This window comes from Roseomonas gilardii, from assembly GCF_001941945.1.
GTDB lineage: Bacteria > Pseudomonadota > Alphaproteobacteria > Acetobacterales > Acetobacteraceae > Roseomonas.
Genome location: NZ_CP015583.1, coordinates 602,863 through 619,819, shown reverse-complemented (window position 1 = coordinate 619,819; position 16,957 = coordinate 602,863). Strand labels below are relative to the sequence as shown.

The 16,957-nt window shown below is 72.9% G+C and carries 14 protein-coding genes; 7 read left to right on the top strand and 7 right to left on the bottom strand.

Translation table 11 applies throughout. The features are described 5' to 3' along the window. Nucleotides 1-7: 7 nt before the first annotated feature. The 7 genes from RGI145_RS02705 to RGI145_RS02675 form a co-directional block, all read right to left on the bottom strand. The gene (locus RGI145_RS02705; protein WP_075797133.1) at nt 8-3,151 is read right to left on the bottom strand and encodes an efflux RND transporter permease subunit; all 3,144 of its coding nucleotides are present in this window, start codon (nt 3,149-3,151) and stop codon (nt 8-10) included. Next, nucleotides 3,148-4,464: an efflux RND transporter periplasmic adaptor subunit gene (locus RGI145_RS02700; protein ID WP_156878410.1), complete on the bottom strand. Its 1,317-nt coding sequence runs from the start codon at nt 4,462-4,464 to the stop codon at nt 3,148-3,150. Before RGI145_RS02700 ends, RGI145_RS02705 begins: the two co-directional genes overlap by 4 nt. Before the next feature lie 14 nt (nt 4,465-4,478). Next, a complete protein-coding gene (locus RGI145_RS02695) occupies nt 4,479-5,906 on the bottom strand; it encodes an efflux transporter outer membrane subunit (RefSeq protein ID WP_075797131.1) in 1,428 nt (475 codons plus the stop codon). 23 nt (nt 5,907-5,929) lie between these two features. After that, nucleotides 5,930-6,442: a periplasmic heavy metal sensor gene (locus RGI145_RS02690; RefSeq protein WP_075797130.1), complete on the bottom strand. Its 513-nt coding sequence runs from the start codon at nt 6,440-6,442 to the stop codon at nt 5,930-5,932. Between the two features lie 2 nt (nt 6,443-6,444). After that, the gene (locus RGI145_RS25370) at nt 6,445-6,915 is read right to left on the bottom strand and encodes a hypothetical protein (protein WP_075797129.1); all 471 of its coding nucleotides are present in this window, start codon (nt 6,913-6,915) and stop codon (nt 6,445-6,447) included. 5 nt (nt 6,916-6,920) lie between these two features. After that, entirely contained in the window at nt 6,921-7,592 is a 672-nt protein-coding gene (locus RGI145_RS02680; protein WP_075797128.1) for a sigma-70 family RNA polymerase sigma factor, read from the bottom strand. 216 nt (nt 7,593-7,808) lie between these two features. Continuing rightward, nucleotides 7,809-8,633: a TVP38/TMEM64 family protein gene (locus RGI145_RS02675; protein WP_083670320.1), complete on the bottom strand. Its 825-nt coding sequence runs from the start codon at nt 8,631-8,633 to the stop codon at nt 7,809-7,811. Nucleotides 8,634-8,896: 263 nt separating this feature from the next. Here RGI145_RS02675 and RGI145_RS02670 point away from each other — a divergent pair, with 263 nt between their 5' ends. The 7 genes from RGI145_RS02670 (at nt 8,897) to RGI145_RS02640 (ending at nt 16,928) form a co-directional block, all read left to right on the top strand. After that, entirely contained in the window at nt 8,897-9,946 is a 1,050-nt protein-coding gene (locus RGI145_RS02670; protein WP_075797127.1) for an MBL fold metallo-hydrolase, read from the top strand. A 72-nt stretch (nt 9,947-10,018) separates the two neighbouring features. After that, nucleotides 10,019-10,282, top strand: a complete 264-nt coding sequence (locus RGI145_RS02665) for a DksA/TraR family C4-type zinc finger protein (protein WP_075797126.1) — start codon at nt 10,019-10,021, stop codon at nt 10,280-10,282. 207 nt (nt 10,283-10,489) lie between these two features. Beyond that, the gene (gene gpmI, locus RGI145_RS02660) at nt 10,490-12,031 is read left to right on the top strand and encodes a 2,3-bisphosphoglycerate-independent phosphoglycerate mutase (protein WP_075797125.1); all 1,542 of its coding nucleotides are present in this window, start codon (nt 10,490-10,492) and stop codon (nt 12,029-12,031) included. A gap of 60 nt (nt 12,032-12,091) precedes the next feature. Beyond that, nucleotides 12,092-13,453 (top strand): murein hydrolase activator EnvC family protein, encoded by a 1,362-nt coding sequence (locus RGI145_RS02655; RefSeq protein ID WP_156878409.1) that lies wholly within the window; start codon nt 12,092-12,094, stop codon nt 13,451-13,453. Between the two features lie 47 nt (nt 13,454-13,500). Then, on the top strand, nt 13,501-14,892 hold the full coding sequence (locus RGI145_RS02650; RefSeq protein ID WP_075797123.1) for a S41 family peptidase: 1,392 nt from the start codon (nt 13,501-13,503) through the stop codon (nt 14,890-14,892). Between the two features lie 414 nt (nt 14,893-15,306). Beyond that, nucleotides 15,307-16,449: a divergent polysaccharide deacetylase family protein gene (locus RGI145_RS02645; protein ID WP_075797122.1), complete on the top strand. Its 1,143-nt coding sequence runs from the start codon at nt 15,307-15,309 to the stop codon at nt 16,447-16,449. Beyond that, complete coding sequence (locus tag RGI145_RS02640) at nt 16,446-16,928, top strand: RNA pyrophosphohydrolase (protein ID WP_075797121.1); 483 nt, start codon at nt 16,446-16,448, stop codon at nt 16,926-16,928. Before RGI145_RS02645 ends, RGI145_RS02640 begins: the two co-directional genes overlap by 4 nt. Nucleotides 16,929-16,957 lie beyond the last annotated feature (29 nt).

Sequence of the window (16,957 nt, the reverse complement as noted above, 5' to 3'; positions counted from 1 at the left end):
CGCCCCGCTACTCCGCCGGCGCCGGGGAGGTCCCGTCCACGCCGCGCCAGCGCGCCACCATGGCCCGCAGCCGCTCCATCCCCAGATAGACCGCCGGGGTGGTGAAGAGGGTGATGAGCTGGCTCAGCAGCAGCCCGCCGACGATGGAGACGCCCAGCGGCAGCCGCAGCTCCGCCCCGATGCCCGTGGACAGCACCAGCGGCAGCGCGCCGAGCAGCGCCGCGGCGGTGGTCATCATGATCGGGCGGAAGCGCAGCAGGCAGGCCTCCACCACAGCGTCATGCGGCGACAGCCCCCGCTCGCGCTGCGCCTCCAGCGCGAAGTCGATGACCATGATGCCGTTCTTCTTCACGATGCCCATCAGCAGGATGATGCCGATCAGCCCCACCACGGACAGGTCGAGCCCCCAGAGCTCCAGCGCCAGCAGTGCGCCGATGCCGGCGGAAGGCAGGGTGGAAAGGATGGTGACCGGGTGGATCAGGCTCTCGTAGAGCACGCCCAGGGTGATGTAGATCACGATGATCGCCGCCAGGATCAGCCAGGGCTGCCCGGCCAGCGAGGTGTTGAACTCCGCCACATCGCCGCCGAAGCTGCCCTGCACGGTGTCCGGCAGGCCGATCTCGGCCTCGGCGGCATGGATCGCATCCACCGCCTGGCCGAGCGAGGCGCCTTCCTCCAGGTTGAAGCTGATCGTCACCGCGGGGAACTGGTTCTCCCGCGTCACCAGCAGCGGCGCGCGCGTGCGGGTGAAGGTCGCGATCTCCGCCAGCGGCACCTCCGCGCTGGTCGTCGTGGTGGTGCCGGAATCCGTCGTGCCGGTGCTCGTGCTGCTGCCGGTGACGCGGATCTGGCCGATCATGTTCGGATCGCTGCGGACCGGATCGGAGGCCTCCATCACCACCCGGTACTGGTTGCTCTGGCCATAGATGGTGGAGATCTGCCGCTGCCCGAAATTGTCGTAGAGCGCATTGGCCACGTTCGCCATGCTGACGCCGAGGCGGGAAGCCTTGTCGCGGTCCACCTGGATGGCGATGCGCACGCCGTCGTCGCGCTGGTCGCTCGCCACGTCGCGCAGGCCGGGGATCCGGCGGAACCGGTCCACCACGCGCGGGGCCCAGAGGCCCAGGCGCTGCGCGTCGGAATCGGTCATCGTGTACTGGTACTGCGTGGTGGAAAGCCGCGCGCCGATCTGGATGTCCTGCACCGCCACCGGATAGGCGATGCCGCCCGGCACCGCGTCGAGCCGCGGCTGCAGCCGCGCGATCACCTGCTGCGCCGTCGCGTCGCGCTCGTCGCGCGGGCGCAGCACGGCGATGATGCGGCCGGTGTTCTGCGCCGGGTTGGTCGCCCCCGCCCCGGCAGTGACCGCGACGGAGGAGACCGCCGGGTCCTGCCGCACCACCTCGGCCAGCCGCTGCTGCAAGGCCGCCACGCGGGCATAGGAGGCATCCTGCGGCGCCTCGGTGGTGATCTGGATCAGCCCGTTGTCCTGCGCCGGCAAAAAGCCCTTGGGGATCACCATATAGAGCCAGCCGGTCAGCAGCACCGTGCCCAGCGCCACCAGCAGCGTCAGCCCCTGGTGCCGCAGCGTGACGGCGAGCATGCGGCCATAGCCGCGCCGCATCCGCTCGAAGCCGCTCTCCACCCAGCGCGCCACCAGCCCCGGCCTGGCATGGGGCCGCAGCACCAGGGCGCACATCATCGGCGTCAGGGTCAGCGAGATGACCATGGAAACCAGCACGGCGGCGGTCAGCGTCTCGGCGAACTCGCGGAACAGCCGCCCGACCACGCCCTCCATGAAGAGCAGGGGGATGAACACCGCGATCAGCGAGACGGTCAGCGAGACGATGGTGAAGGCGATCTGCCGCGCCCCCTCATAGGCGGCGTCCAGCGGCTTCTTTCCCTCCTCGATCAGCCGCACGATGTTCTCGATCATCACGATCGCATCGTCCACCACGAAGCCGGTGGCGATGGTCAGCGCCATCAGCGACAGGTTGTCGAGCGAGTAGCCCATCATCGCCATGACGCCGAAGGTGCCGATGATCGACAGCGGCAGCGACACCGCCGGCACCAGCGTCGCCCGCCCGCTGCCGAGGAAGAGGTAGATCACCCCCACCACCAGCGCCACGGCCAGCACCAGGGTCAGCTGCACCTCGTGCACCGAGGCGCGGATCGTCTCCGTCCGGTCGGACACGACCGCGAGCCGCGCCCCCGCCGGGACGGTGGCCGAGAGCTCCGGCATCAGCGCCTGGATGCGGCTCACCGTCTCCACGATATTGGCGCCCGGCTGGCGCTGCACGTCGATCAGGATGGCGGGGCGGCCGTTGAACCAGGCACCGTTGCGGTCGTTCTCCAGCGCCTCGACGGAGGTGCCGACATCGCGGAGCCGCACCGGCGCGCCGGACTTCCAGGCGATGATGACGTCGCCGAATTCCGCCGGCGTGGTGATCTGGTCGTTGGCCAGGATGCTGGCCGCCTGCCGCGCCCCGTCCAGCGTGCCCTTGGGCGAGTTCTGGTTGGCGTTGGAGATGGCGGTGCGCACCGTCTCCAGCCCGATGCCATAGGCGGCGAGGCGCTGCGGATCGACGCGCAGCCGCACCGCGGGGCGCATGTTGCCCTGCACGCTGACCCGCCCCACCCCGCTCACCTGCGCCAGCTTCTGCGCCAGGATCGTGTCCGCCGTGTCGCTCAGCCGCGCGATGGGCAGGGTGTCGGAGGTCAGCGCCAGGGTGATGATCGCCGGGTCCGCCGGGTTCACCTTGCTGTAGGTCGGCGGATAGGGGAGCGTGGAAGGCAGCGTCCCCCGCGCCGCGTCCAGCGCCGCCTGCACGTCCTGGGAGGCCGTGTCCATGCTCTTGTCGAGCCGGAACTGCAGCGTGATCCGGTTCACCCCCGGCCCCGAGACGGCGGTCATCGCCGTCAGGCCGGAGATCTGCGCGAACTGCCGCTCCAGCGGCGCCGAGACCAGCAGCGCCACCGTGTCCGGCGAGGCGCCGGGAAGCTGCGTGCTGACCTCGATGGTCGGGAAGTCCACCTCCGGCAGTGAGGAGACCGGCAGGCGCAGATAGCCCAGGATGCCCCCCAGCAGCACCGCGATGGCCAGCAGCGTGGTCGCCACCGGCCGGGCGATGAAGGGCGCGGCGATGTTCAATTGCTGGCTCCCGCCGGGGACCCCGTCCGGCTTCCGCCCTGGCTCCCCGCCTCCGCCTGCCGGCGGCCCTGGCGCGAGGCGGTGGGCACCGCCGGGGCCTCCCGCGCCGGCGCGGCCGGGTCCACCACCGAGACGGTGGCCCCCGGGTTGAGCCGCAGCGCGCCCGAGGTCACCACCCGCTCGCCGGGTTTCAGCCCCTGGCGGATCACCGCCTCCGTCAGCGTCACCGCGCCGAGCTGCACCGGGCGCTGCTCCACCTTGCTGTCGCCGCCCACCACGAAGACGAAGGAGCCGTCCGGCCCCTGCTGCACGGACACCAGCGGCACCACCGTGGCGTCCGGCACCGTCTCGATGCCGATGCGCAGGTTCACGAAGGCACCGGGCCAGAGGTGGCTGTCCTCGTTCGGGAACACGGCCCGCGCCTTCACCGTGCCGGTGGCGCTGTCCACCTGGTTGTCCACGGTCAGCAGCGTCCCCGCCGCCGCCGGGTCGTCGCCCGCCGCGATGGTCCGAACGGGCACCTTGCCCGCCGTCTGGGCGCGCAGCAGCCGCCCCAGCTCCTGCTGCGGGATGGTGAAGATGGCGGTGATCGGCCGCATCTGGGTCAGCGTCACCAGCCCGCTGCTGTCCGAGGTCTGCACGAGGTTCCCCGGATCGACCTGCCGCAGCCCCACCCGCCCGTCGATCGGGGCGCGGATCACGGTGAAGTCCACCTGCGTCTGGGCGCTGTCGATGGCGGCCTGGTCCTGCGCCACCTGGGCCTCGTACATCGCCACCTGGGCGCGCTGCGTGTCCACCTGCTGCCGCGTCACGCCATTGGCCGCGAGCAGCCCCTGGTAGCGCTGGAGGTCCACCTTCGCATTGGCGAGCTGCGCCTGGTCATAGGCCTTCTTCGCCTTGGCCTGCTCCAGCGCCGCGACATAGGTGCGGTCGTCGATGCGGGCGAGGAGGTCGCCCTTGCGCACCTCCTGCCCTTCCTTGAAAGCCACCTCGACCAGCGTGCCGGAAACCTGGGAGCGCACGGTGATGGTGTTCAGCGGCGTCACCGTGCCCAGCGCGTCCAGGGTCAGCGGCAGGTCCTTCACCTCCGCCGCCGCCGCCGTGACCGGCACGGGCACGCCACCGCCGGGGCCGCCCGGCCCGCGCCGCCGCGCCCCGCCCGGGCCGCCGGCGGGCCCGCCGCTCCGGGCCGCCGTCGTGCCGTCCTGCGCCCCGCCGCCGAGATAATGCTTCCAGGCCCAGTAGCCGCCGCCGCCCAGCCCGGCGAGCAGGACGATCAGCACCACGAGGCGGGAGAAGGATGACCGTGTCATGGGGATCTTTCGTCTCAGCGCCAGCCGCCGCCCAGGGCGCGGAACACGCCCACCGCGGCCTGGAAATAGGCGAGCCGCGCCTGCACCAAGCTGGTGCGGGCGGAGAACAGCGTCTGCTGCGTGTTGATCAGGGTGATCAGGTCGATGGTCCCGGCGCGGAGCTGCGCCTCGGAGATATTGTAGGCCTGCTGCGCCTTTGCAGCCGCATTCGCCTGCCGTGTCACACGATCCGCCGATTCACGGAAGGCGATCAGCGCGTTCTCCACATCCACCAGCGCGGCGACGATGGCGCGGCGATACTCCACCACCAGCTCCTCCGCCTGCGCCCGGCTCAGCGCGACCTGTCCGCGCAGGGCGCCGCCGTCGAAGAGGCTCTGCGTGATCGAGGCGGCGAGGGTGAAGAAGGCCGCCTCCGGCGTCACCAGACTGCCCAGGTTCAGCGTCTGGAACCCGCCCTGCGCCGTCAGCGTCACCGAGGGCAGCAGCGCCGCCCGCGCCGCCGCCACGTCGGCATTGGCCGCGGCGAGGTTGGCCTCCGCCAGATACACGTCCGGCCGCCGCGCCAGCACCTCCGCCGGCAGGCCCGGCGCCGCCACCGGCACGCGAAGCTGGTCCAGCCGCCCGCCGGTCACCTTGAAGCTCTCCGGCGTCTGCCCGATCAGCGTGGCGATGGCGTTGATGTTCTGTCCGATGGTCTGGCGCAGTGGCGGCACCGCCGCCTCCTGCTGCGCCACCACCGTCTCCTGCTGCGCCAGGTCCAGCCCCGTGGCCGTGCCCGCCGCCACCTGGGCGCGGATCACCGCCAGCACCCGGTTCGCGGCATCGAGGTTGTCGAGCTGCGTCCGCAGCTCCTCCTGCCCCTCCAGCACCGTGAAGTAGGTCTCGGCGAGCGAGGCCTGGGTGGTCATCATGACCGTGCCGACATTGAAGCGCCGCGCGATCGCGGTCTGCCGCGCCGCCTCGGTGGCGTTGCGGTTCTTGCCCCAGAAGTCGATCTCGTAGCTCGCCGCCAGGGACAGGCTCTTGACCGAGCGCGTGGTGCCGCTCGTGCGCCCATAGCCGCCGGATCGCGCCTGGTTGGCGTCCCCGCTGGCATCCAGCGTCGGCAGCAGCGAGGCCCCGGTGATCCGAAGCTGCGCATCGGCCTGCCGCACCTGCGCCTCGGCGGCCGCCAGATCGAAGTTCCCTGCCGCCGCGGCCTCCATCAGCCGGTCCAGCTCGGGCGAGCCGAAGCCCTTCCACCAGTCCGGATCGGGCCAGACGGCCGGCGTCTCGGCCGCCTCGCGGAAACGGCCGGGCATGGCGAGGCCGGAGCTCACCGGCTCCGGCCGCGGCCCGCAGGCGGCCAGCGCGGCGGCGGAACAGGCGAGCAGCAGCAGCGCCCGGCGCCCGCCATGGCGAGAGGCAGGGCACGAAACGCCCTGGGCAGGCCGCACAGCCATGCCCCTGGTCTCAGCGGTATCACTCAATCGTCCCGGTCCCCTGGCCGATCCCCTGGCCGATCTCCTGGCCCATGGCCGTCGCCGCCCCGTCCGCGTCGCCCCTGGGGGCGACCGGGGGGCATGTCCTCGGCGATCCGGCGCCGCCCTTCCGGCGAGATCGCGCTCATCGCCTGCACCAGGTTCGTGTCGAAACTCTGGCTGAACGCCGCCCCGTCGGTCCGCGCGGCGGCCAGCGCCGCCTGCAACGCTGCCGGATCGAAGGGCTCGCGCCCGATGCTGGCCTGCACATCGGCGAAGGATTCGCGCAGCCGCCGCCGGGCGGCGTCGCGTGCCTCCCGGCCCGCCTCCATGCGCGCATGGAAGACCTCGCGGTCCCCCGGCTGCAGCAGGCGCTCCATATGGGCGATCAGCCGGCGCGGGTCCGGCGGCCCGCCGCCGCCCGGATCGCGGAACAGCAGCAGCCCGCCGAGCACGAGGTTGAGCGCCAGCGACGCGCCGAAGGCGGCCCGCAGCAGGACAGGGACGGAAAGGCGCATCGTCAGGAATCGGTATCCAGCAGGGCCAGGACCTGGGTGGCGGAGATCAGGGCGTTGTCGTCGTCCAGGCCGGAGGAGCCCGGCAGGCTGAGGCTGGGCGGCGAGATCGCCAGCCAGACGGCGCAGACGGTCAGCATGGCCAGCGCGCCGCATCCGGCCGGCAGCAGCGGGCGAACCCAGGCCCGCAGCCGCCCGTCCGCCCCTATGGGCTGGAGGGCCGGGGCCGGCATCCGCGCCACCCGCGCCGCCACCGCGGCGCGCATCCGGGCCAGGGCCTCCGGGTCGGGCGGCAGGGCGGCACCGCCCGGCGTGGCGTCCAGCGCCGCATCCAGGCGCAGCGCCTCGGCCAGTATCCCCCGAGCCTCGGCGGAACCGGCCAGCAGCGCCCGGGCCGCCACGGCCTCACCCTCCGGCCAGCGCGCGAGCCCGGCTCCATGGATTTCGAGCCGTCGGCGGAAATCGCGAAGCTCCATCGCCGTCACTCCTTTCCACGCCGCAGCCGCGCCAGCAGGAACAGCCGCCCACGCCGCAGCAGACCTTCCAGCGCCCGCGGGGTCACGTCCAGCGCCGCCGCGGCCTCGGCTCCGCTCAGGCCCTGGTCATAGGCCAGTGCCAGCGCCGCCCGCTGCCGGGGCGGCAGTTCCCGCAGCGCGGCCGCCACCGCCGCCCGGTCCTGCCGCGCCGCCAGCGCCGCCTCCGGGTCCGGCTCCGGGTCCGCCTGCCACAGCGCCTCCTCCAGGGGGGCGGTGCCGCGATACTCGCCCGGGCGCCGGGCGCGGTCGATCGCGAGGTTCACGGCGATCCGGTAGAGCCAGGTGGACAGCTTCGCCTTGCGGGGATCGAAGCGCGCCGCGTCCCGCCAGGCCCGCAGCATCGCCTCCTGCGCCACCTCCTCGGCCTCGGCCGGGCGGCCGGTGACGCGCAGCGCCGCGCTGTAGAGCAGCGGCAACTGCCGGGTGCAGAGATGGTCGAAGGCCAGCCGGTCCCCCGCCGCCGCCCAGGCGATCAGGGTCTCGTCCGTCGCGGTCCTACGGTCCCGCTCCTGGACCGGAACCTCGGCGATCTGGTCCCTCGCGACGGACCCGGCTTGGCGGAACGGGGAATATCTCAGGGAGGACTCGATCCGGCCGGAAAGGGTGAGGCTGGGCATGGGTGGAATAGGGGGACCGGTCGGTTGCGTCATCCCTGATACGGTGCAACCGGAGCGAACCCACGCGGCGCAGCATCATTTTTTCGCGCCGTATCCCGGCTGACACCGCCCCGGGAGGGGCAGTCCCCGCCCGTTCCGCCCTCCTCGCTGCCTTCCTTGGCCAGGCGGCCTTGCCGGCAGGATACAGAGGCCCGGCCAGCCGCCCCGGCCTTTCCCTCAGGGCCGGGAACCGCGCCGCCGTGGCCTGATCCGCCACCCCCGGCGTGCGCCCGTCCTCCCCTCCCCTTCCCTGGCAGCGGTCCTGTCGCCGCCACGCCGGGCCCGCCACCAGCCGGTGAGCAGCCCCAGCCCCGCCAGGACCAGGAAGGGCAGCCCCACCAGCGGCGACAGCACGGCGGACAGGTCGGGCGACCCACCGCGCGCGAAGACCTGCGCCAGTCCGGCCCCGATCCAGGCATAGACCAGCGTGGCCGGCAGGATGCCCAGCGCCGTGGCGGCGGCGAAGACCGGCAGCCGCATCCCCACCATGGCCGGGGCGACATTGCCCAGCCAGAAGGGCACCACCGGCATGAAGCGCAGCGACAGGAGATACCAGAACCCGTCCTGTTCCAGCGCCGGCCGCAGCCGCTCCACCAGCGGGCCGATCTGGCGGTGGACCAGCGGCTCCAGCGCCGAGCGCACGATCAGGAAGAGCAGCGACCCGCCCAGCGTCGCCGCCGTCACCGCCAACCCGGTGCCCAGCCACCGCCCGAACAGGAAGCCCCCCGCCAGCGTCAGGATGGTGCCCGGCACCAGGCAGGCCGTGCAGAGCGCATAGGCCGCCACGTAGATCAGAACCGCCTGCAGGGGCCGTGTCTCGATGAAGACCGCCAGCGCCTCCCGGTACTCCGCCAGCGCTCCCAGGCTGAGGTACTGCCCCAGCCCCAGCGCATAGGCCAGGACGCCTCCGGCCAGCAGCAGCGCCAGGGGCCAGAGCCGCAGCCAGGCACCGCCGCCCCGCCGGCCGGGCCGTCCCGGCGGCTCGCCGTGCCTCCCCGTCATGGCCGGCCACCGGAGAGGCGGGCCGCCCGGAGCTCATGCACGGGCACATCCCAGGTCGAATCCCCGGATTGCATCCACAGGTCCGCCCCTCGGTCTGCCCCAAGGCCCATTCCTGGACCCATCCTCCTGGCGACATCTCCGCATCCCCCGGCAACGCCACCGGGGCGGTGGAGGATGCGCCACCGCCTCCCGCTGCCGGAACCGGCCGCCGCCGCAAACCGGCTTCCCTTGCCCGCGCGGTCTTGATACGCCCGCCGCCACCGATGCGCCCTGCCCTGCATGCCTTCCTGGTGAACGGCCGCTTCGGCGACCCCGCCCTCTATGTCGAGCTGCCCTTCGAGCGCCGGGCACTGATCTTCGACCTGGGCGACCTGCACGTGCTCTCCCCCCGCCGCCTGCTGCGGCTGGAGGCGGCGCTGGTCACCCATGCCCATATGGACCACCTGATCGGCTTCGACACGCTGCTCCGCCACCTCGTCGGGCGGGAGAAGCGCTTCGCCCTGGTCGGGCCGGAGGGCATCGCCGCCCGCATCGGCCACAAGCTCCAGGGCTATAGCTGGGACCTCGCCGGCCTCTACGCCGCTGATCTGGCCTTCGAGGTCACCGAGGTCGCCGCCAATCCCGGCCCCGGCGCCGGCGGGCTGCTCTGGCGCCGCACGCGCTTCCGCCTGTCCACCGGCTTCGCCGCCGAACCGAGCGAGGCGGGCGTGGCGGAAGATGGCACCGTCCTGCGCCTGCCCCGGCTGGAGATCCGCGCCGCCCTGCTCTCGCACCACGGCGCCCCCTGCCTCGGCTACCTGCTGCGCGAAGTGTCCCACGTGAATCTGTGGCGCGAGCGGCTGGACGCGCTGGGCCTGCCGACCGGCCCCTGGCTGAACGGCCTGAAGCGCGCCATCCAGGAGGACGCACCGGACGACCATCCGATCCCCATCCTCGCCCGCGGCCAGGAACCCCGCACCCTCCCTTTGAGCCTGCTGCGTCAGGCCGCCACCGTCACCCCCGGCCAGCGCATCGGCTATTGCACCGATCTCGGCGACACGCCGGAGAACCGGGCGACCGTCACCCGGCTGGCGCGGGAGGCCGACCTGCTCTTCCTGGAATCCGCCTTCGCCGCCGAGGACGCCGCCCTGGCCGCCCGGCGCGGCCACCTCACCACCCGCGCCGCCGGGGAGATCGCCCGCGCCGCCCGGGTCCGCCGGCTGGAGCCCTTCCACTTCTCCGCCCGCTATGCCGGGCAGGAGGCGCGCATGCTGGCCGAGGCGGCCGAGGCCTTCGGCCGCCCTCTCGTTCCGGCCGAGGCTTCGGAGATCTGAGGCCGTGCCCATATCCCCTTGGAAACAGGCATTTCCCCCCCAATTTCCGGGGCATACGAAGGAGGATTTCCGATGGCCAGCGGCTGGGCCCCGGACGGGGCGGTCCAGGACCAGATCGACGACACCGTGACGGACGGCGTGCTGCGCGCCCGCGCCCATATCCCGAAGGGCGAGGGACCGGCGCATTGCGTCGAATGCGACGAGCCGATCCTCGAAGCGCGCCGCCGCGCCCTGCCCGGCGTGCGCACCTGCATCGCCTGCCAGTCGGCGCTCGACCGCCGCCCGGTGCAGATCGGCATCAACCGCCGTGGCAGCAAGGACAGCCAGCTCAAATAGCCGGCCTGCCCGCTCCCCCGTCCGGCCGGCGGAAGGCCCGCCTTCCGCTTCCCCGCCACAGCCGGCCCGTGGCCGACGCGGGCCGGACCGCAGGGCGAGGCGCGGCCCTGCCGCCCGCCAGGGCCAAACTTCCGCTGCCCCGGATACCGTTCGCGCGCGATCTGCTCTAAGCCTTCGCCCCGGAACCTGACCGGAAGGAGCGCCCCGATGTCCCATCCGAAGCCCGCGATGCTGGTGATCCTCGACGGCTGGGGGTGGCGCGAGGAAGTCGCCGACAACGCGGTCCGCCAGGCCCATACCCCCTGCTTCGACGAGCTCTGGGCCCATTGCCCGCACAGCTTCCTGCGGACCTCGGGCCATGATGTCGGCCTGCCGGACGGGCAGATGGGCAATTCCGAGGTCGGCCATCTGAACATCGGCGCCGGCCGCGTCGTGATGCAGGACCTGCCGCGCATCACCAGGGCGGTCGAGGACGGCTCCATCGCCACCCTGCCCGCCGTCACCGACCTGATCGCGAAGCTCAAGGCCAGCGGTGGCACCCTCCAGCTCTGCGGCCTGCTCTCCCCCGGCGGCGTGCACAGCCACCAGGACCACGGCCTCGCGCTGGCCAGGGTCTTCGCCGCCGCCGGCATCCCCGTCGCGCTGCATGTCTGGACCGATGGCCGTGACACCACCCCGCTCGGCTCGGTAGATTTCCTCCAGCGCTTCGAGCCGGAACTGCCGCCGGGCGCCCGCATCGCCTCCGTCTCGGGGCGCTATTTCGCCATGGACCGGGACAAGCGCTGGGACCGGGTGCAGAAGGCCTGGAACGCCATGGTGCTGGGCGAAGGGCCGAAGGCGGATTCCGCCGCCGCCGCCATCGCCGCCGCCCATGCGGGCAACACCACCGACGAGTTCATCCCCCCTACCGTGATCGGCGGCTATGCGGGGATGAAGGACGGCGACGGCCTCCTCTGCTTCAACTTCCGCGCCGACCGGGTGCGGGAGATCCTGGACGTCATCCTCGATCCGGACTTCACCGGCTTTCCCCGCCCGCACCTGCCGAAGCTGGCCGGCGCCGCCGGCATGACGCAGTACTCCACCGACCTCGACCGTTTCCTCGCCACGCTCTTCCTGCCGCAGTCGATGAAGGACATCCTGGGCGCCGTGGTCTCCGCCGCCGGCATGAAGCAGCTCCGCATGGCCGAGACGGAGAAGTACCCGCACGTCACCTATTTCATGAACGGCGGCGAGGAGGAGCCCTTCCCCGGCGAGGACCGCGTCATGGTCCCCTCCCCCAAGGTCGCCACCTATGACCTCCAGCCGGAGATGTCGGAGCCGGAGCTGGCCGCGAAGGCCGAGGCCGCGATCCGTTCCGGCCAGTACGACATGATCCTGCTGAACTTCGCCAATGCCGACATGGTGGGCCATACGGGCAGCCTCGCCGCCGCCATCAAGGCCTGCGAGGCCGCCGATGCCGGCCTCGCCCGCATCGTCTCGGCCATCCGCGACATGGGCGGCGCCCTGCTCGTCACCGCCGACCACGGCAATGCCGAGCTGATGCGCGACCCCGCCACGGGCGGGCCACACACCGCCCACACCACCAACCCGGTGCCGGTCATCCTGCTCGGCGGCCCGCAGGGCTGCACGCTGCGCCAGGGCCGGCTGGCCGACCTGGCGCCGACCCTGCTGCAGCTCCTCGGGCTGAAGCAGCCGGAGGCGATGACCGGCCAGTCGCTGATCCAGCCACCGACCCGGGCCGGGGGCTGATTGCCGGCGCCACCCGAGCCCCTGCCGCCGGCCCCGCCCGGCGGCGGCCGGCGGGCGGCCATGCCGGTGGCCGCTCCTTTCGCCTTCCCGGCCGCTTTCCCGCCCCGCTGGAAGGCCCGGCTGCGGGTTGCCGCCCGCGCCGCCACCCGTGCCGCTACCCTGGCGCTGCTGATGGCGCCCGCCTCCGCCACGCTCCTCGCCGCCGCGCCCCGCAAGCCGGCCGAGCGCCCACCCGCCCGCGAGGACCTGCACCGGGCTGAACAGGAGGCGGCGCAGGCGAAGGACGTCGCCGAGGCCGCCGCCCGCGCCTCCCGCGAAGCCCGGGAATACGAGGAACGCCTCTCCGCCGAGCGGGCCGAGCTGGGCCGCCGCGCCGTCGCGGCCGAGGATGCGCTGGACGAGGCGCAGAGCCAGCTCGACGCCGCCCAGGCGGACGTGGCCGCCGCCGAGGCCTCGCTGCGGGAACAGTCGGCCCGGCTGGCGCCGCTCCTGCCCGCGATGCGCCGCATGTCCGCCTGGCCGGCCGAGACGCTGCTCGCCCTGCCCGTGCCGCCGGAGGAGGCGCTGCGCGGCGCCCTGGTGCTGCGCGGCCTCGGGCGGCGCCTGTCCGAGGAAGCGACCGCCTACCGCATTGCCCGCGAGGAAACCGGGCAGGCCCTGGCCCGCGCCGCCGCCCGGCGTGAAGGTCTCGCCCAGGCCCGCGACCGCGCCCGCGCCGCCAGCCGGGCGGTGGAGGCCAGCCTGTCCGAGGCCCATGCCGCGCGCGGGCAGGCCGATCAGGCGGAGGAACGGGCGGCGCAGCGTGCCGCCGGCCTCGCCTCCCGGGCCGGCAACCTGCGCGGCGCCGTCGCCCGGCTGGAGCGCGAGGCCGCCGCCCGGGCCGAGCGCGAGGCGAAGGAGAAGGCCGCCCGCGAGGAAGCCGCCCGGGAGGAGGCCACCCGTCAGGCCGCGGCGGCCGCCCGGGAGGATGCCCGCCGCGCCGCCCGCCGCAACCGGGAGGACGAGGAGCAGGTCGCCGCCCTGCCCTCCGCCCCCGCCATCCCCCGCGGGCGTGGCCGCGCCCTGCCGGTGGCCGGCCGCGTCATCTCCCAGTTCGGCGCCGACGGCACCACCGGCCAGACCTGGTCCACGCCCCCCGGCGCCCGCGTCGTCAGCCCCTGCTCCGGGCAGGTGGCCTTCGCTGATACATTTCGTTCCTATGGCCTGCTGTTGATCATGGATTGCGGTGACGGATACCATGTGGTCCTGTCTGGTCTCGATCGCCTGGACGCCGGGGTGGGGCAGAAAGTCTCGGCGGGCGAGGCGGTCGGGCAGATGGGGCGTCCCTCTTCCGGGCGTCCCAGCCTCTACGTCGAACTCCGGCGCAGGGGACAGGCGGTGGACCCGCGTCCCTGGCTGGCCGGCAATGGCCGCACGGGATAGCGGGCGCCTTCTCTGATTTTTTCCTTGTCTCGGGGAGCCTCGGGCGGATGCGGCGCAAGTTCCGGACAGCAACGGGTGTGGCGGTGGCCTTTGTCGCGGGGGCCGTCGCGGGACCCGTGGTGACTTCGACGGTGGTGCCGGCGCTCGCGCAGGATTCCGGCCGGGCCGACACCTACCGGCTTCTCAACCTCTTCGGCGACGTGTTCGAGCGGGTGCGGGCCGACTATGTCGATCCCGTCAACGACCGCGACGCGATCGAGAACGCCATCAACGGCATGCTGCAGGGGCTCGACCCGCACAGCTCCTACATGAACGCGAAGAACTTCCGCGACATGCAGGTGCAGACGCGCGGCGAGTTCGGCGGCCTCGGCATCGAGGTCACGCAGGAGGGCGGCTACGTCAAGGTCATCTCCCCGATCGACGACACGCCCGCCCAGCGCGCCGGCATCAAGCCCGGCGACCTGATCACCAACCTCAACGGCACTTCCGTCCAGGGCATGAGCCTGCAGGACGCGGTGGAGCAGATGCGCGGCGAGCGCGGCTCCTCCATCCGCCTGACCATCCGGCGGGAAGGCGTGACCACGCCGATCGACCTGAGCCTGACCCGGGAGGTGATCCGCCCGCAGGTGGTCCGCGCCCGGCTCGAAGGCAACGACATCGCCTATATCCGCCTCACCTCCTTCAACGAGCAGACCGATCCCGGCCTGCGCAAGACCTTCCAGCAGCTCAAGACCCAGGCACCGAACGGGCTCAAGGGCCTGATCCTCGACCTGCGCAACAACCCCGGCGGGCTGCTCGACCAGGCGATCCAGGTCAGCGACGACCTGATCGACCAGGGCGAGATCGTTTCCACCCGCGGCCGCCGCCCCGAGGACGCGCAGCGCTGGAACGCCCGCGCCGGCGACATCACCAACGGCCTGCCGGTCGTGGTGCTGATCAATGGCGGCTCCGCCTCGGCCAGCGAGATCGTGGCCGGCGCGCTGCAGGATCACCGCCGCGCCGTGGTGCTGGGCGTGAAGTCCTTCGGCAAGGGCTCGGTGCAGACGGTCATGCCGCTGCCGGGCAACGGTGCCATCCGGCTGACCACGGCGCGCTACTACACCCCCTCCGGCCGCTCCATCCAGGCCACCGGGATCGAGCCGGATGTGGAGGTGCTCGGCCAGCGCGTGGACGCTGCCCAGCGGGACCGCGAGGCCGATCTCCGCCACGCGCTCAAGCACCCCGACGGCTCCGCTGCCACCCCGGTCGTGCCCCTGCCGCCGCTGAACCTGCCTCAGAGCCTGCTCGACCGCATCCAGCACACGCCGCCCGAGGGCGCCCCCGCCTTCGACCCGACCAAGCCGGAGACGGATTTCCAGCTCCAGCAGGCCCTGGTCCTGGTGCGCGGCATGGCCACGGCACCGCAGCAGGCCCCGGCGCAGCGGCGCGCCAGCCGCTGACGCGCTGACATGGCTCCGTCCACGGACGGGGCAGGCCGGCAGGATCGGGCACCCCGCCCGACCGGCCGGGCAGGGCCGGGGCCAGGTCCGCGACGCCTTTTCGCCCTCATGATCCGTCCGCAACCCGCCGCCCCGGCGACGGTGCGCTATTGCCCCGGCGTGCCCACAAGGGCTGCCATTCTTGCAACTTCCGGCTGTCTCGACGGGGTCGTTTACCGGGCATAAACGACACGCGTTCCATAAAATTCTGGAAACCGGCGGACTTGCCTGGAAATGCCCTCATTGTTGAGGATACTCTCAAAAAGAGAGACCGCGGCAGATGATCCGCCGTGGAAAGCCAAAAATCTGCCCCGGACCGGCCCGGATGTCTCACGGCATCCTGGCCTTCCGGGCGAGGGCGAACGGACGGAAACCATGCGCGAGGCGGTGGCTGGCGGCCCGGAAGCCAGCGAATGGAGCGATGGCTGGACCTGGCTGAGACGCTTCTGGGGCCTCGTCCTGACCGCCACCCTGCTGGGCCTGGGCACGCTCGCCTATCTCGGCCCGCCGCCGCCGCAGGAAGCCTCCCTGGAGGCGAACCGGGAGGCCGCCCCGCAGCCCTCCACCCCCGCCACGGGCTCCGCTCCGGATGCGCCGGCCGCCCTCGTGGCGGGCGCCCAGGCCGCCTCCGCCCCGCCGGCCGCCACGCTGACCGACCTTCAGGACCCGGCCTCCCAGCAGAACCAGGGGCAGCCGGGTCCGATCCCGCCGCCCGACCCGCAACTGCTGGAGGCCACCCACCTGGGCGCCCTGCCCCGCGTGGCGCCGGATGGCCGGACCTCGATCCGCGCCTATGGCCGCGCCTTCCCGCGTGCCGAGAAGCGGCCGCGCATCGCCATCGTGGTCGGCGGCCTGGGCCTGCATGCGGGGCTGAGCGACGAGGCCATCCGCCGCCTGCCGCCCACGACCGGCCTCGCCTTCAGCCCCTATGCCCAGAACCTTCAGCCCCTGCTGAACCGCGCCCGCGCCCGGGGGATGGAGATGCTGGTGGCCATGCCCATGGAACCGGCCGGCTATCCCTCCAACGATCCGGGGCCCCGCGCCCTCCTCACGACGCTTCCGGCCGCCGAGAACGCGGAGCGGCTGCGCTGGGTGCTGACCCGGCTGCAGGGCTATGTCGGCGCGGTCGGCGCCCTGGGCGGCATGCGCGGCGAACGCTTCGCCCAGGCACCGGAACTACTGGCCGGGGTGCAGGACGTGCTGCGCGACCGCGGCCTGCTCTATCTCGACCCGAGGCCCGAAGCGACCAACAGCAACCGCGCCTGGGGCCGCACCGCCGATGTGGTGATCGACGAGCCCGCGACGCGGGAGGGCGTGGAGCGCCGCCTGCAGGAGCTCGAACGCGTCGCCAAGGAATGGGGATCGGCCCTCGGCGTGGCGGGCGATGCCTCGCCCGTGCTGCTGGACCGTATTACAAGCTGGGCGACGGGGCTGGAACAGCGGGGGATCGTGCTGGCGCCGGTCACCGCTATCCTCCGCCGCCCCGAGATCCCGCAGAAGGAAACCGCCGCGCGATGAGCGACCTGCCCTACCGCCCCAATGTCGGCGCCGTGCTCTTCAATGCCCAGGGGCGGGTGCTGGTGGCGCGCCGGGCGGACCAGCCGCATGGGGAAGCGGCGGCCGGCGCCTGGCAGCTCCCCCAGGGCGGGCTGGACGAGGGCGAGGAGCCGCGCCAGGCCGTGCTGCGCGAACTGGCCGAGGAGATCGGCACCGACAAGGCCGAGATCCTGGCCGAGCATGATGAGTGGCTGCGCTACGATCTGCCGGAACACCTGATCGGCAAGATCTGGGGCGGCCGCTGGCGCGGACAGGAACAGCGCTGGTTCGCCCTGCGCTTCACCGGCCAGGATTCCGACATCCGCCTGGACGCCGATGCCCATCAGGAGTTCGACGCCTGGCGCTGGGCCAGGCTGGAGGAACTCCCCGGTCTCGCCGTCCCCTTCAAGCGCCCGATCTACGAGGCCCTGACCAGCGCCTTCGCCCGCTTCGCTGGCTGATCCTGGGCTGGCGTTGCCCCATCCCGGGG